This is a genomic window from Marinobacterium rhizophilum (assembly GCF_024397915.1).
GTDB classification, from domain to species: Bacteria; Pseudomonadota; Gammaproteobacteria; order Pseudomonadales; family Balneatricaceae; genus Marinobacterium_A; species Marinobacterium_A rhizophilum_A.
Map to the genome: position 1 here is coordinate 875,417 of NZ_CP073347.1, position 13,781 is coordinate 889,197.

General features: G+C 51.7%; 14 protein-coding genes and 2 pseudogenes. 10 read left to right on the plus strand and 6 right to left on the minus strand.

Annotation, left to right across the window (positions count from 1 at the left end; genetic code table 11):
• Window positions 1-239: 239 nt before the first annotated feature.
• The 3 genes from KDW95_RS03805 to KDW95_RS03815 all read left to right on the plus strand — a co-directional run bounded on the left by KDW95_RS03805 (window position 240) and on the right by KDW95_RS03815 (window position 1,857).
• Entirely contained in the window at window positions 240-521 is a 282-nt protein-coding gene (locus tag KDW95_RS03805; RefSeq protein WP_255854941.1) for a carboxypeptidase regulatory-like domain-containing protein, read from the plus strand.
• A gap of 301 nt (window positions 522-822) precedes the next feature.
• Window positions 823-1,566 (plus strand): HNH endonuclease, encoded by a 744-nt coding sequence (locus tag KDW95_RS03810; RefSeq protein ID WP_255854942.1) that lies wholly within the window; start codon window positions 823-825, stop codon window positions 1,564-1,566.
• A gap of 60 nt (window positions 1,567-1,626) precedes the next feature.
• On the plus strand, window positions 1,627-1,857 hold the full coding sequence (locus tag KDW95_RS03815; protein ID WP_255854943.1) for a hypothetical protein: 231 nt from the start codon (window positions 1,627-1,629) through the stop codon (window positions 1,855-1,857).
• On the opposite strand, the gene KDW95_RS03820 is transcribed toward KDW95_RS03815, so the two are convergent.
• Complete coding sequence (locus KDW95_RS03820; protein WP_255854944.1) at window positions 1,832-2,155, minus strand: site-specific integrase; 324 nt, start codon at window positions 2,153-2,155, stop codon at window positions 1,832-1,834. The two genes, KDW95_RS03815 and KDW95_RS03820, sit on opposite strands and share 26 nt — an antisense overlap.
• A 363-nt stretch (window positions 2,156-2,518) precedes the next feature.
• Between KDW95_RS03820 and KDW95_RS03825 the strand changes: the two genes are divergently transcribed.
• Entirely contained in the window at window positions 2,519-3,727 is a 1,209-nt protein-coding gene (locus KDW95_RS03825) for an amidase family protein (protein WP_255854945.1), read from the plus strand.
• A gap of 485 nt (window positions 3,728-4,212) precedes the next feature.
• Here the strand turns inward: KDW95_RS03825 and KDW95_RS03830 are convergent.
• A pseudogene (locus KDW95_RS03830) lies at window positions 4,213-4,812 on the minus strand (transposase); the annotation flags it as partial.
• 358 nt (window positions 4,813-5,170) lie between these two features.
• Here KDW95_RS03830 and KDW95_RS03835 point away from each other — a divergent pair.
• From KDW95_RS03835 to KDW95_RS03860, 6 genes and pseudogenes are all read left to right on the plus strand, one after another.
• Window positions 5,171-5,572: a hypothetical protein gene (locus KDW95_RS03835; RefSeq protein ID WP_255854946.1), complete on the plus strand. Its 402-nt coding sequence runs from the start codon at window positions 5,171-5,173 to the stop codon at window positions 5,570-5,572.
• Window positions 5,553-5,951 carry a hypothetical protein gene (locus tag KDW95_RS03840; protein WP_255854947.1) on the plus strand — a complete coding sequence of 133 codons (399 nt, stop codon included), beginning with the start codon at window positions 5,553-5,555 and terminating at the stop codon, window positions 5,949-5,951. The genes KDW95_RS03835 and KDW95_RS03840 overlap by 20 nt, the downstream gene beginning before the upstream one ends.
• Window positions 5,952-6,214: 263 nt before the next feature.
• Window positions 6,215-6,853 (plus strand): hypothetical protein, encoded by a 639-nt coding sequence (locus KDW95_RS03845; RefSeq protein ID WP_255854948.1) that lies wholly within the window; start codon window positions 6,215-6,217, stop codon window positions 6,851-6,853.
• Window positions 6,854-6,862: 9 nt separating this feature from the next.
• Window positions 6,863-7,333 (plus strand): hypothetical protein, encoded by a 471-nt coding sequence (locus tag KDW95_RS03850; RefSeq protein WP_255854949.1) that lies wholly within the window; start codon window positions 6,863-6,865, stop codon window positions 7,331-7,333.
• A 216-nt stretch (window positions 7,334-7,549) separates the two neighbouring features.
• Window positions 7,550-8,044, plus strand: coding sequence for a DUF2938 family protein (locus KDW95_RS03855; RefSeq protein ID WP_255854950.1), 495 nt, complete (start codon window positions 7,550-7,552; stop codon window positions 8,042-8,044).
• Between the two features lie 24 nt (window positions 8,045-8,068).
• Window positions 8,069-8,183: pseudogene (locus tag KDW95_RS03860) on the plus strand (Txe/YoeB family addiction module toxin); the annotation flags it as partial.
• 117 nt (window positions 8,184-8,300) lie between these two features.
• Here KDW95_RS03860 and KDW95_RS03865 read toward each other — a convergent pair.
• The 4 genes from KDW95_RS03865 to metH form a co-directional block, all read right to left on the minus strand.
• Window positions 8,301-8,630, minus strand: a complete 330-nt coding sequence (locus KDW95_RS03865) for an MbcA/ParS/Xre antitoxin family protein (protein ID WP_255854951.1) — start codon at window positions 8,628-8,630, stop codon at window positions 8,301-8,303.
• Between the two features lie 464 nt (window positions 8,631-9,094).
• On the minus strand, window positions 9,095-9,367 hold the full coding sequence (locus KDW95_RS03870; RefSeq protein ID WP_255854952.1) for a Txe/YoeB family addiction module toxin: 273 nt from the start codon (window positions 9,365-9,367) through the stop codon (window positions 9,095-9,097).
• Entirely contained in the window at window positions 9,348-9,620 is a 273-nt protein-coding gene (locus KDW95_RS03875; protein ID WP_255854953.1) for a type II toxin-antitoxin system Phd/YefM family antitoxin, read from the minus strand. The genes KDW95_RS03870 and KDW95_RS03875 overlap by 20 nt, the downstream gene beginning before the upstream one ends.
• A gap of 440 nt (window positions 9,621-10,060) precedes the next feature.
• Entirely contained in the window at window positions 10,061-13,717 is a 3,657-nt protein-coding gene (gene metH / locus KDW95_RS03880) for a methionine synthase (protein ID WP_370646693.1), read from the minus strand.
• Window positions 13,718-13,781: the final 64 nt, after the last annotated feature.

Here is a 13,781-nt window from a genome sequence, read left to right on the forward strand (position 1 = left end):
CGGTCAACGGATGGTTCGAGAAACCTCTTCTTGAGAAATAAAATCGCGTTCAGTGCCAAGATCTGGGTGGTAGCAGGACGTTTATCTCAGTCGTGAGAAGTATTAGGAACCGCTTGATAGGTTCATCGTCCGGCACTGTCAGGTGCTGTTGATCGTTGAGCATAATGAAGTACTTGATGCAGTACAGATAGGTTTAGTGAATAGATTTATTAATTTTTATAACTAAATGAGGAATAAACATGAAAAGTAAAGTTATCATTTTATGCTCAGCATTAATTCTATCCGCTTGTTCTAGTATGCAGGGTGTTGTACGTGATAAAGAAACGGGAACTCCGATTCCGTCTGCACATATCGTAATCAATAGAGATAGCGGAACCACTAATGCTCTCGGAAGCTACCATGTAACAGGAACATTTATACCTGGGGATACGATGTTGATAAACGCTCCTGGATATAATATCTACACAAGGACTGTAAAATCTACCAATGAAATTGTAGATGTAGATTTGTCTAAAAAATAGTATATAAGCTTGCAGGAGGCGAAGTCAGGCCCTAGTAATGCCGCGGGCAGTATACCAAACGTCGAAAAGTGGATATGAGGCTTGGTGATCGTTTTGTCAGATTCAGTGCGTTTTAGCAGATGACCTGAACGGCTCATGCTACTTGGCTTTGCGCCCGTTTTTGACGAATATTCATCAGGAAATACTGGCCTCAGGCAAATCGGCCTCCGAGGCTACGATACAAAAGTTATACCTCATGGAGACTTCAGTGGGCCTCGTAGCATCCCAAGAGCATATTGACGAAAATTTTGGTGTCCTTCTGATGGCACTGAAGAGCCGAGATGCACGTGCAATCGAGCTAGTACGCAATGGAAAATCAATAGTAGTCGCAAATGTAAGTGGAGAGTTGGTATTTGGCCCTTCTAGATTTATTGGCTATCAGAACAATTCCATTGATGTGCATCTTGACCTCCGATCTGAGCGGGATGGCAAGGAGACAAACCCGGCCATAAAAAGGGTTCTGGGAATGGAAAGGTGTTTACACGCAACTGCGGAGGCGGAATTTCTACGCTACTGCGTTGAGCTGGGCGTCTATCCACCCGGAAATAAGCGGCAGTATTGGGTTCTTCCGGATGCGATGTTACTAATTGATCTTCAGGCAGTGCGTCACGATAAAATGGCAGGCGAAACCGAGAAAGTGCAACTTCAAAAGGCGAGATTGGGCCAGGGTGCGTTTCGGGCTAAGTTGGAGGCGAAATGGAGTGGCTGTTGCGTAACGGGCTGCAAGATTCGAGAGGTGCTAAGAGCGTCGCACATAAAACCATGGAAAGATTGCACCAATGAAGAACGGCTGGATGGTGACAACGGATTACTTCTTGTAGCCAATCTGGATGCTTTGTTTGATCGCGGTTTAATTTCTTTTTCCTCGGACGGTGCATTGGTTCGCGCCCCTAAAATTACTGAGAACGAGCTTCAAATGTTGATCGGAGATGCACCAGGCCGCATACGTCTCAATGGTCGACAAGCTGACTACATGAGGTGTCATCGGGAACTTCATGGCTTCTGAAATTGAGGTATAACAACACGTTCAGCGACGTATCTTGGTAGCGAGCAGTTTGTCGATGAGATGCAAAAGCGTATTAACGAAGCAGACCGCTTGCTCGAAATTCCATCGGCCCAGCGGCGGCCGCTTGCCAAACCTCTGGACTACTACGTCAAGGTGACTGCTTCGCGTAACGAAGCGATCGTCAAAGCGCCTGCCAGTAAAGGTTATAGTATGAAGTTAATAGGCGAGTACTTCGGCTTGCACTATTCGCGGATAAGCCGGATTATCAGTGAGGCAAAAGACAAGACTTGACCCCATTCTCCTCGCGCCCGATGAATTGCCTGTACAGAAATACGACCGCATTGAGTGCTGTTTTTTGCGTATTTATGGCGACAGAACGTTCATTGGCCAGATGGCTCAGCCAGGCATCAACCTCTGGCGTCCCCATAGACTCCGGATGGCGCTTGTTGTGGAAGCGAATGAAGTCGCGAACCCATATGCAATAGGTCTTTTCCGTGCGGTATGCCATTTGGCGGGCCCGGATAAAGGCCCGGAAGCGGTCCATGAACCGAACGGGGTGGGCAGGCAGTAGCTTGGGGATATCGTCCATTGGCAGCTCCATAGGATTTTATACTGTATTTATATACAGTATTGTTCGGGGTCATGGGTTTCGCAAGCGGGATAAACGGCCTTGCAGGCCAGTATCCTGGCGTGTGGCTAAAAGTTCGCTGATACTTATTTGGAATCATAAAGTTACAATGCATAGTCGAAAAGTGGATATGAGGCTTGGTGATCGTTTTGTCAGATGCAGAGATTGAGCAGATGACCTGAAGGACCCATGCTGCTTGGCTTTGCGCCCGTTTTTGACGAAAATTGATCAGGAAATACTGGCCTCAGGCAAATCGGCCTCCGAGGCTACGATACAAATGTTAGATGCTTTCAAATATCCAGCACATAAATTGAAGAGGAAGTAATGTACGATTTTTTATCATCAGGCGCATTTGTTGAAACCTTTACTTTGGAACCCTATGCAAAGGGGTTTTTAAGCGATCTCACCTTTGCCGTAAAAGACAATATTGATATTTCAAACTATAAAACCTCTTACGGTAGTCCATCATGGTCTGCAAAACATGATACACCTACTCATAATGCTCTTTGTGTTGATCAATTATTAGGATATGGCGCAACTTGCCTTGGTAAAACGGTATCGGATGAGTTCACCTATAGCTTAGATGGTGAGAATTATTTTTTTGGCACACCGATAAACCCCGCTGCTCCAGATAGAATTCCGGGTGGCTCGTCAAGTGGTTCCGCATCAGCGGTTGCATGTGGGTTGGTTGATTTTGCCATTGGCACGGACTCAGCTGGATCTTTGCGTGTTCCTGCCAGTCTGTGTGGTGTTTATGCAATGCGTCCAACGACACACCGAGTTTCTGAAGCCGGTGTGTTACCTTTTGTGCCAAGTACAAGCACTGTTGGTGCGCTAGCAAGTGATTTAGGCATTCTTTGTAAAGCAATGAAAGCTTTGCTGTCAATTGAGGAAACATCACCAGAGCATATACAAAACATTTATCTTCTTGAAGATGCATTTGCCATAGCAGACAGTGAAGTCGCAAAGGCAATAAAGTGTAAGATTAAAGAGCGCTTATCTAGCAGGGATATAAATGTAACCTCGATTACGTTAAGCGATATTCTCAAAGAACCGATGACACTTGAGAAATTGAATGTTGATATTTTAAGACCAGTGCAAACATTTGAATTTTTGAACACTGTTGGGAATTGGATTGATGCTACATCCCCTGATTTAAGCCCATTTTTTGCTATGAAGTATGAAACAGTACGTAATTTTGATCGAAAAAAAGTTAATGATTCGCTGATGCTTAGTGAAAAAATGTTTAATCGAATAACTTCATTTTTTCAAAAAGGCGATTTAATACTATTTCCAACAGTGCCAACTATTGCGCCATTGAAAGGGGCCTTTGAACAAATGGAGACTGCAATGGATTTTTACGATAGAACAATGGCTATTACCGCGTTTTCAGGAGTTGGTAAACTGCCTGAAATAACCATCCCAATTGCAAAAGTTGATAATGTGCCTGTTGGCTTGTCTATCGCAGCTGGCTTTTATCAAGACGAATACTTAATTTCGGCAGTAAAAAAGCTATTTCAAGAAAATCTCTAACACCTATGAGCCGTCCCCACGTCAATAGGCATTAAAAAATTCTAGGCTTTTCGCCCATACTTGCTCTTTAATAATTTGATCTGCTTGCTTCGTATTTCCGGTCCGTTGACCACCGATGAATGCGGCAACAAACACCTATTGAGGGTCTCTTATGCACCTGAGGTGCTGCCACTTCCGGGCATCCTGCCACGCGTGTGGGCCACTAGAAATAACTCGGTAACCCCGATCCTCCCATTCAAGAGGGTTGGATCATCCAGGATGTACCCGTTAGTCGGCGGGTTTGACCGGGGCGCACGCATACAAATTGTTAATTCCGGAAGCGGTCCGACAGCCCATCTAATCAAGGCGTCCGGGTTATCCGGCGGCAGCGATCAGGAGGATTTCGAGGTCTGGCCTCAATGACATACCCATTTTAGGGTTCCCCCGTCATTATCGCTGGCACCGATCGATCCCCGTTAGGCGTTGAGCTTGGACTGCCGGCCCGCTTAACTTAGAAACTGTGCTTCATCAAACATTCGACCTCGTTTCAGCATGAAGTAGACCGTCCGGCCCAGTTTGTGCGCCAAAGCGGATAAGGCTTTGGCTTTGCTCATCCGCTTCTGCAGGTGCTTCAGGTACTGCTGGCCCCTGGTGTTGTTGCGCAGGTACAACACCGCCGCCTCGGAAAAGGCCCATTTCAGATGAGCATTGCCGATCTTGGCGCCGGAGGTGCCATAGGTTTTACCGGCCGATTCCGCCTTGCATTTCACCAGGCGGGCATAGGAGGCAAACTGCTGCACCCGGTTAAAGCGCTGGATATCGCCGATCTCGTAAAGGATGGAGAGCGCCAAAATCTGACCGATGCCCGGAACCGAACGCAGGATGACATATTCCTGATAGTCATGCTGCCGGGCATGCTTGTCGATGAAACCTTCCACTGAACTCAGTTCACGGTCGTAGAAATCGATCAGGTGCAGATCCATGTCGACACTGCGCTGTACGCTGGGATCCTCGAAACGGCCCTGCATCAGGGCCCGGTTTTGCACATAACGCAGGTTCAGGTCGATGGGTTCCAGGTTGTACTGGCTGTTGGTGTTCTTGATATGGGTCAGCAACTCGCGAGATCCGGGGACAGTATACCTAACTCGATGATCTCGATTCTGCAATCTGGGTTCATTCGCGTGACAATCGAGCTTAGCTGTGGCAGGAGCATGACAGTGCGCATGAGGAAATTAAGTATACTGTCCCCGGAACTAAATATCTGAGAGTAAACAGAATTATTAGAAAGGGTAAAGTATGTTCTATGGCTGGTTAATTCTACACCATCGGTATACTTGAGTACGGCTCATCTAAGGAAGCTTCCTCGGTTAAGCGGTATTGCACAGGTTTTTATTCTTTAAAGGGTGGATAGATCAAGATTGATACGCTAAAGTAGCGCGCTAAACCGGCAATAAGGATATAGAGATGTTAAGGACTACATTGGGATTAGTAGCGTTGCTAACACTAACAGGCTGTGCTTCCTCCAGTAATATTATAAATGCACCTATTGATGCTGGAATATCAAGAAATTTCAATGCGCCCTATAGCCAAACAAAAAGACTCGCGCTTGAAAGCGTTCAAGGTCTGAATGTTGATATCAACTCGACTAAGGACTCTGGCGGAGCCTTTTCTGTTGTGTTTTCAAAGCCAATGTCCGCATTCAGTTGGGGTGAAGTAGGCAGAATAATCGTATTGGATATAGCTCCCCAGAGCAGAGTCACGGTTTTTAGTGAAAAGCGAGTCAAGACGCAAATTACCGGAACTGATAATGACCAGTTTGCACAATCAATTTTTGAAGGCATAGATCATGCGCTGGGTAATAATTAGTCTGGCGGCTGCGTTTTTTGTAACAGGCTGTGGCGGTCTGGAACGTCAGAATTATCCGGTTAACGAAAGCAGGGTGCATGCTGTCGGGGTTGTTAAACATATTCAGCCATACACTGGTAAAACTTCAGAAAGCGGCTTGTCAAGGGCACTTTGGGGAGCTGCTGCTGGTGGAATCGTGGGCATAGCGGCTGGCTTCGCAGATAAAGATATAGACTCGTTTGACGCATACAGTTACCTGGTTATTACTTCGAAAAATGAAGTATTTACAATTAGAAGCTATATGAAGGCTGAAGTGGGCGATTGCGTGGCAATATACAGGCCGGAGGAAAGAGATTTATATACAGTTGTTAATAGACCCGTCCAGCAGTGTGAGTCATAGCCAAGTTACACTTGGCTAGCTAGAAAAAGTCTCGTCAGTAATGTCGGGGCTTTTTCAACTACGGGCTTACAGCTTAGGGTTAGAAGGCCCGATACGTTCTCACCCGAATCGTAGGCCGTGGGTAAGTATTATATTTTTTCCTCATGGCTCAGTAACAAGGCTAAAAGAAAGACCTGACTTCGTGTATTGGTTAATTATCTGTTCTACTCGCTATATGAGTGAATCGATTACTAATGCGCGGCGTTTTAAACTAAGAGAAATGCATGGAAAGATCAGATTCGTTTATTGTCGGTTTTTGGGCTTCTATATTCAAAGTCCTTGGTTCGTTTTCTTTTTTTAATCTTATAAGGAAAGTTTTTCCGAGAGCTAGAACAGGACGTTTTTCGGAAATATGGGCTTTGAGTCACGTCATATTATCCGTAGCTTCTGTTCCTGCTGTACTATATATAAAAAATGAATATATTGGTTTTGTGATAGCAATTTATGCGCTGTTAAGGGTATATGAGGTTGTGATTTATCAAGCTAATGTGCTTTTGTTCGACGAATTCAGAGCGATAAAAGCAGGTAAAGATTATGCGCTTCATGGTTATAGGCGGATAGTTATTTTACTTATGCAGAACTACTTTGAAATTATCTTTTGGTTCGCCGCCCAGTATATCTTTTTCAAAAGTATGTTTTCTTTTTCTGTAGAGGGTTCTCACGAAAGCGTATTAGGTGCGGTATATACAAGCTTCGTGGTTATGACGAGCTTTGGTTATTATAACGTTACGCCTTTAGGGGTGCTTGCTTACTCTTTAGTTATTGGACAGGCAATGATTGGTTTGTTTATGACTTTGCTAAGCTTAGCTCGCTTTATTGGTGTCATTCCAACCCCTAAGTCACTGGATGTCACTGAGCAGTGAGTTGCTTTGATGGGCGCGGGCAAAAATTACTACAATCAAGGCAGTCAGATGCTTCGCGGCGCTACTTTCATCGATAGATATAAAAATATGACAGCATTATTGGTTTCCGTAATCGTGTGGGGAATTGTGGCGTTCATGTCTACTGATGACTACTGTAGGATGCATGAGAAAAATGCACTGCGGTTCTTTGTGGTTACAGGTATTGGGCTAGCCGTGGTAGGGGTGTGGAACTTTGAAATAGATCATTTTATTCTGGTTTCCATTCACGACTGGTTATTAGTTGGCTTTTTTCCTATTTTTCTGCTGTATTTGCGATTTAAGAAAAAAATTGACGGCAATAAATTCGATAATCAAAATTGCGAACTAGAGATTGACGCCAGCCTCGACCAGAAATTGGTTAGGCGGCTTCGGGCTCTGACTGCAATCATGTGGGCGTATGCAGCCTTGATTATGGTCGTGCATGTTTGGAGTAGAATCTAGATCTGATCGAGCATCCAAAACAGATAGATTCGATACCATGGGATTGAACGTTGTCGGGGCGCGGGGTCGGGTCTTCTCTTTTTTTTCTGATCTCACCCCGTAATCCAGGCCACGGCTTCATGGCTAGTCAAAGTGAGAACCTTGGAGAATAATGCAGGGGAGCTTGGTTTCAGTACATGTTTGGATATTAATCCTCAAGGAGCTTAAGACAGTAAGATGGATGATCTAATCAAGATAATGATGCTGGGTGTATTTGCGACGGTGTTGATTGATGTTTGGTCTGTTTTCTCGAACAAAATCTTGCAACTGCCAAAAGCCAACTGGGGAATGGTTGGCCGCTGGTTGGGTCATATCCCGAAAGGAAAGTTGATTCATAACCCGATTGGTGCTTCGTCGGCGATAAAGTACGAAAGCGTTTTAGGTTGGGCATTCCATTATCTTGTCGGTATTGCCTACGCTTATATTTACGTTGTGCTTGTTGTGCGCTACCTGGATGCGCCTTCACTGTTAGCCGCATGGGCTTTCGGGATGGTTACGATTCTGGCGGCCTGGCTGATAATTCAGCCCGGTTTGGGGGCGGGTATCTGTGCAATCAGGGCGCCCAGGCCCGGCATGGCGAGGATTCAGAATGTTGCCATCCATACAATCTTCGGTGTGGCGCTCTATTATGGCTGGCTGTGGGTTAATGTTCTTTTCCCGGAAACCGCCTGACGGTTACCGACGGATGCAGGGAAACTGGCCGCCACTGGCCCGAAACCAAAATCCCAGGAACTGCTGGCCCTGGTCACAGCAGGTCCGTACCGCAAGCCACGCTCCGTTTGAAAACCTGGTTGGTGATCTTGCGGGCGCGGTGCTTTGCCTCGGTGCTTCGCCTAAGTAGCCACTGCAAATCATGCCTAACCGGCGCTGTTGGTGGACCCTTTAGTTTTCCGCTTCACTCTGTCCACTGTGCCTTCGTGCGCACAATTCAGTTCACTCTCATCGCATCGATATGCCAGCAGACGCGCTCGAACAGGGTTAAATCTCCGGTACAGATGAGTTCCAGTGGAGACTTGCCGTCGTAATAGGGGTCGTCATGGGGGCTTGATATGTAACGGTATGCGTCCTCTGGGTCGTCAAAGATTGTGCCGAGGTCTGAATGGATATTGAGCACAAAGGTCACGCGCTCGCATTGTTCCTCGCTGAGGACCAGGGGAAATGGCTGGTCAGGGTCGAGCTGCAGGGTAGTGAGCGCCTGGTTGGGCGTGCACTGCCATTGGATGAGAATATGCAGCGCATTGGATAGGCCGGTGCTCATAGGTTTAACCCCCCGATTAGCGTTCTTTGGTTGTCCCGCCGGCACCTACCCGGCCACCGGAACATACGGGTAATAGACAAAGTGCAGTATAGATGCCGCCTGGCTGCAAGCTTGGCAGGTCACGGCCATCGGTGCCAGACCGGCACATACAGGCAGCGGGCAGAGCTGGGGGCACGCACACGATCAGGCCGATGGCTGTCATTTGCTCGAGCCTGAACCCCTGCAGTTGAGCGAGCGCATTGATCGGCAGACTGACGCCACTGGACATCGCGATCACCAGGGGGAAAACCCGCAAAACCGGGCCCAAGGTTGCGGCGGCTCAATACCTGCAGCCGCATGAAAGGCCCGCGGCGCCTTTTACGGCACGAGGAGGAGGAGGCCTGGTGGAACCGATCTTCAGGCAGGCGGTGGTACCGGCGCCGGGGGTTATCAGCAGGACATACGGCAAGGCTTGCCCCTGTTACTCAGGGCTGATCGTAGTGCCCGCCAATAGCGAAGATATAGATGGACTTATCATCGAAGCGATATATCAAGCGGTCTTTCTGTGAAATTCGCTTGGACCAGAGGCCTGACAGATTGTGCTTGAGTGGCTCGGGTTTTCCCAAACCTGAGGAAGGATCATCCAGTCGGAGCATTTCCTTGAGCAATTTACATAAGGCTTTGTGGAGTCGCTTGTCCTTTTCGCGCATAGTCTCATAGGCCTCCCAGGTATTGCCCTCAAATACCAGTGATCTCATTTATCTGCTCGTCGGTCGGTTTGTAGCCTTGTCCGCGGGTATGGGTGTCCAGCGAATCGGCTATCTGCTGCATGAGACTCTTGCTTTGCAGCACGTGAAGGGTTTCCTGCTCTCGCTCCCAATCATCAGCGCTGACCACTACAAAATCCTCGCCGGCTCGCCGGGTCACCTTGAGCGGCTCGTGCCGGCTAACGACCTGCTCTACAACGCTTTTCAGGTTGTCTCTAAATTTGTTCACGCTAATTGTGTCCATATTCGCACCCTCATGTACGGAAATGCCGTACAACTATATACCACAGGCCCTGGCAGGGCCAAGCTGCACGACCCATTTTTCGTTTCGCCTGCGGCTACGCAGTTAAGCGGCACCGGTTAGATGTCATCGCCGTCTACAGGCAAATAAACGTCTGATTTCCTGGCAACCCATACGGGCACCTCGAAAAACCTACTGCGCGACTCATAGGCTGCGTTGCGCGGTGCTGGTGCGCCAGCCCGGTAGGAATCCTCATGTATACCCCATACACTGCGCATCCGCGCGCCGTGCGCCTTGCCTCTAAGCCTGCTCGTTACGGTTTTTCGAGGTGCCCATACGAAAAAGCCCCGGCATGGCTGCCGGGGCTTTTCTCGTTCCTGGGCTTAAAGCTCGGGGCTCTTAAAGCTGACAGCTCAAGGCTTACAGCTTAAAACTTAAAAGCCTCAGTTTTCGTCCGGCTCGTAGCCCAGGTTTGGTGACAGCCAGCGTTCTGCAACGCTCTGTTCCATGCCGGTTCTGTGGGCGTAGTCCGACACCTGGTCTTCACCGATCTTGGCCACACCGAAGTACTGCGCCTGGGGGTGGCTGAAATACCAGCCGCTGACCGCAGCGGTGGGCAGCATGGCGTAGGACTCGGTGATGGTGATGCCGGTGGTGTTTTCCACGTCCAGCAGTTTCCACAACAGTGCCTTCTCGGTGTGGTCGGGGCAGGCTGGGTAGCCCGGTGCCGGGCGAATGCCCTGGTACTTCTCGCGGATCAGGGCGTCGTTGTCCAGGGTTTCGTCCGGTGCATAGCCCCAGAATTCCTGGCGCACGCGCTTGTGCAGGCGCTCGGCGAAGGCTTCGGCCAGGCGGTCGGCCAGGGCCTTGACCATGATGCTGTTGTAGTCATCGTGATCAGCTTCGTAACCTGCCACCAGTTCATCGACGCCAAAGCCGGTGCTCACGGCGAAGGCTCCGTAGTAGTCCTTCTTGCCGCTGGACTTGGGCGCTACAAAGTCGGTCAGGCACATGTGCGCCTTGCCGGCGACCTTTTCGGTCTGCTGGCGCAGGTGGTGCAGGGTGGTCAGCACTTCGCTGCGGCTGTCATCGGTGTAGAGCTCGATGTCATCGTCGCCGACGCTGTTGGCCGGGAAGAGGCCGAACACGGCGCGGGCCTGCAGGCGCTTCTCGTCCACCAGGCGCTTGAGCATGGCCTGGGCATCGGCGAACAGGCGCGTGGCTTCTTCGCCCACGACCTCGTCGGTGAGGATGCGCGGGTAGCGCCCGGCCAGCTCCCAGGACTGGAAGAAGGGTGTCCAGTCGATGTAGTCGACCAGCTCCGCCAGGTCGTAGTCCTCGAACACCTGCACACCCAGCTGTTTGGGTACCGGCGGGGTGTAGGCGTCCCAGTCGATGGCGAACTTGTTGGCCCGGGCGACGGGCAGGGAGACGCGGCGCTTGTCGTTCTGGCGCGCGGCATGGCGCTCGCGAATGGCGTCGTATTCCGCCTGCACTTCCTTCACATAGTCGGCCTTGCGGCTCGGTGACAGCAGGGCAGAGGCCACGCCGACGGCGCGCGAGGCATTGGTGACATGCACCACCTGGTCGCGCTTGTAGCCTTTCTCGATCTTCACCGCCGTGTGGGCCTTGGAGGTGGTGGCACCGCCGATGAGCAGCGGAATGGCGAAACCCTGGCGCTCCATTTCCTTGGCGACATGCACCATTTCATCCAGGGAGGGCGTGATCAGGCCGGACAGTCCGATCAGGTCGGCGTTCTCGTCCCGTGCGGTCTGCAGGATCTTTTCGGCCGATACCATGACCCCCAGGTCGATGATCTCGAAGTTATTGCACTGCAATACCACGCCGACAATGTTCTTGCCGATGTCGTGCACGTCGCCCTTGACGGTGGCCATCACCACCTTGCCGGCGGAGCTGCTGGCGTTATCGGCCTTGCTGGCCTCGATAAAGGGCATCAGGTAGGCCACGGCCTTTTTCATTACGCGGGCAGATTTCACCACCTGGGGCAGGAACATCTTGCCGGCACCGAACAGGTCGCCGACGATGCCCATGCCATCCATCAGCGGGCCTTCGATCACCTCGATCGGACGCGCGTAGTTCTGACGGCATTCTTCGACATCGTCGTCGATGAATTCGGTGATGCCTTTGACCAGCGCGTGGCTGAGGCGGCGGTTCACTTCCCAGGAACGCCATTCCTGGGCTTCCGGCGCTTCGGCGGCGGCACCGTCGCCACGGTATTTCTCGGCGATGTCCAGCAGGCGTTCGGTGCCGTCGTCACGGCGGTTGAGGATCACATCCTCCACGCGCTCGCGCAGCTCTTGCGGCAGGTCGTCGTAGATCGCCAGCTGGCCGGCGTTGACGATACCCATGTCCATGCCCTGCTGGATGGCGTGGTACAGGAAAACGCAGTGAATCGCCTCGCGCACCGGGTTGTTGCCGCGGAACGAGAAGGAGACGTTGGACACGCCGCCGGAAATCTTGGCGTGGGGCAGGTTCTGCTTGATCCAGCCGGTGGCCTCGATAAAGTCCACGGCGTAGTTGTTGTGTTCGTCGATGCCGGTGGCCACGGCGAAGATGTTGGGGTCGAAGATGATGTCTTCGGGGTCAAAGCCGACCTTGTCCACCAGGATGCGGTAGGAGCGCTCGCAGATTTCCTTTTTGCGCTCGAAGGTATCGGCCTGGCCGACCTCATCGAAGGCCATGACGATAACGGCGGCGCCGTAGCGTCGCACCAGCCGGGCCTGGGCGATAAAGTTTTCCTCGCCTTCCTTCATCGAGATGGAGTTGACCACGCCCTTGCCCTGCAGGCACTTGAGGCCGGCCTCCAGCACATCCCACTTGGAGGAGTCGATCATGATGGGTACGCGGGAAATGTCAGGCTCCGAGGCAATCAGCTTGAGGAAGCGCTCCATGGCGGCCTTGGCATCCAGCATGCCCTCGTCCATGTTGATGTCGATGATCTGGGCGCCGTTTTCCACCTGCTGGCGGGCCACGTCCAGCGCGGTCTCGTAATCGCCTTCCTTGATCAGTCGCTTGAAGGCGGCAGAACCGGTGACGTTGGTACGCTCGCCGACGTTGACGAACAGCGTTTCGCTGCCGATGTTCATGGGTTCCAGGCCCGCCAGGCGGCATTCGGGCTTGATGTCCGGAATCGCGCGCGGGTCTTCGTGCTCGACCGCCTCGCGGATGGCGCGGATATGCTCCGGCGTGGTGCCGCAGCAGCCGCCCACCAGGTTGAGGAAGCCGGACTTGGCCCACTCGGCGATCTCCTCGGCCATTTCCTCCGGCGTTTCGTCGTACTCGCCAAAGGCGTTGGGCAGGCCGGCGTTGGGGTGCACGGAGACAAAGGTATCGGCGATACGGGAGAGCTCCTCCACGTACTGGCGCAGCTCCTTGGGCCCCAGCGCGCAGTTCAGGCCCACGGAAATGGGGCGTGCGTGGCGAATAGAGTTCCAGAAGGCTTCGGTGGTCTGGCCGGAGAGGGTGCGGCCCGAGGCATCGGTAATGGTGCCGGAGATCATCACCGGCAGGCGCACGCCGTTGTCGTCGAAATACTTCTCGACGGCGAAGATCGCCGCCTTGGCGTTCAGGGTATCGAAGATGGTTTCGATCAGGATGATGTCGGCGCCGCCCTGCACCAGGCCATCGGTGGACTCGACATAGGCATCCACCAGTTCGTCAAAGGTGACGTTGCGAAAGCCCGGGTCGTTCACATCCGGTGAAATGGAGCAGGTGCGGTTGGTCGGGCCCAGCACACCGGCCACGTAGCGCGGCCGGCCGGGGTTTTTGGCCTCGGCCTCGTCGCACACCTGGCGGGCCAGCTGGGCCGCCACCCGGTTGATCTCGTGGCTGATCGACTCCATGTCGTAGTCGGCCATGGCAATGGTGGTGGCGTTGAAGGTGTTGGTTTCCAGGATATCGGCGCCGGCGTCCAGGTAGCCGCGGTAGATCTCGGCGATCATGTCGGGCTGGGTCAGGACCAGCAGGTCGTTATTGCCCTTGACGTCCGTATGCCAGTCGGCAAAGCGGCTGCCGCGATAGTCCTGCTCTTCAAGTTTGTACTGCTGGATCATGGTGCCCATGCCGCCATCAATGATCATGATGCGTTTTTTGAGCGTGTCCTGCAGTGTCTTGAAAGTGTTTGTGTCTGTCACCTGTTCGGCC

Bases quoted from the DNA above. Each gene is read 5' to 3' on its own strand.
- KDW95_RS03805 (WP_255854941.1), top strand. From the start codon at position 240: ATGAAAAGTAAAGTTATCATTTTATGCTCAGCATTAATTCTATCCGCT.
- KDW95_RS03810 (WP_255854942.1), top strand. From the start codon at position 823: ATGGCACTGAAGAGCCGAGATGCACGTGCAATCGAGCTAGTACGCAAT.
- KDW95_RS03815 (WP_255854943.1), top strand. From the start codon at position 1,627: ATGCAAAAGCGTATTAACGAAGCAGACCGCTTGCTCGAAATTCCATCG.
- KDW95_RS03820 (WP_255854944.1), bottom strand. From the start codon at position 2,155: ATGGACGATATCCCCAAGCTACTGCCTGCCCACCCCGTTCGGTTCATG.
- KDW95_RS03825 (WP_255854945.1), top strand. From the start codon at position 2,519: ATGTACGATTTTTTATCATCAGGCGCATTTGTTGAAACCTTTACTTTG.
- KDW95_RS03835 (WP_255854946.1), top strand. From the start codon at position 5,171: ATGTTAAGGACTACATTGGGATTAGTAGCGTTGCTAACACTAACAGGC.
- KDW95_RS03840 (WP_255854947.1), top strand. From the start codon at position 5,553: ATGCGCTGGGTAATAATTAGTCTGGCGGCTGCGTTTTTTGTAACAGGC.
- KDW95_RS03845 (WP_255854948.1), top strand. From the start codon at position 6,215: ATGGAAAGATCAGATTCGTTTATTGTCGGTTTTTGGGCTTCTATATTC.
- KDW95_RS03850 (WP_255854949.1), top strand. From the start codon at position 6,863: ATGGGCGCGGGCAAAAATTACTACAATCAAGGCAGTCAGATGCTTCGC.
- KDW95_RS03855 (WP_255854950.1), top strand. From the start codon at position 7,550: ATGGATGATCTAATCAAGATAATGATGCTGGGTGTATTTGCGACGGTG.
- KDW95_RS03865 (WP_255854951.1), bottom strand. From the start codon at position 8,630: ATGAGCACCGGCCTATCCAATGCGCTGCATATTCTCATCCAATGGCAG.
- KDW95_RS03870 (WP_255854952.1), bottom strand. From the start codon at position 9,367: ATGAGATCACTGGTATTTGAGGGCAATACCTGGGAGGCCTATGAGACT.
- KDW95_RS03875 (WP_255854953.1), bottom strand. From the start codon at position 9,620: ATGGACACAATTAGCGTGAACAAATTTAGAGACAACCTGAAAAGCGTT.
- metH (WP_370646693.1), bottom strand. From the start codon at position 13,717: ATGATCATTGATGGCGGCATGGGCACCATGATCCAGCAGTACAAACTT.